Origin of the sequence: Methanobacterium sp., from assembly GCA_030017655.1 — an archaeon.
Classification (GTDB): Archaea; Methanobacteriota; Methanobacteria; order Methanobacteriales; family Methanobacteriaceae; genus Methanobacterium_D.
The window spans coordinates 1-571 of record JASEIM010000091.1 but is presented as its reverse complement, the minus strand read 5'-3'; the positions used below and the strand labels follow the sequence as shown (position 1 = coordinate 571).

Genomic DNA, 571 nt, shown 5'->3' with positions numbered 1-571 from the left:
ATCGATTCATCTAACGTACCACACATAGTCTTTAGTAAAACTAATTCTGAAGGTTCTGTAGTTATTTACCAAGCTTACATTAAAAATGGAGCATGGACAGTAGAAAAAATATCAGACGGTACTCAGTGGAGATATGGGCCAGTATTCATAGCAATTGATCCAAAAACAGACAATATACACGTCAGTTACTATTCAAGTATTGATTATGCTTTCCTTGCGGGTCCTGAAAGGCCGGTTAATCCATTATCAACAGCAACCGCTCAAACAACAGTAAGTGCACAAAGTAACACCATTCCAATGCAAGAAACAGGTGTACCATTTCTAGGCTTGTTCATTGCAGTTCTAATGGCGATTGGTGGCTTAGCATTATCCAGAAGGAACTAATAAATAAATTCTTTTTTTTATTTTTAATTTTAATATTAATAAATTCAACAAATTATTGGCAAAAATATGGACATCTATTTAAAAAAATTGAGATTTTTGGAGAGTTATTTTTAGAGGGAATACTTAAAAAATAGCCTCAGTTCGCCCATCATTCATCACCAATCAGAGCTCATAGGGTTCATCATCG

Annotated in this window: 1 protein-coding gene; it reads left to right on the top strand. The window is 34.3% G+C overall.

The features are described 5' to 3' along the window. Positions 1–384 (top strand): hypothetical protein (locus QMD61_11775; protein ID MDI6725312.1); only part of this gene is annotated, 384 nt, incomplete at its 5' end. Positions 385–571 lie beyond the last annotated feature (187 nt).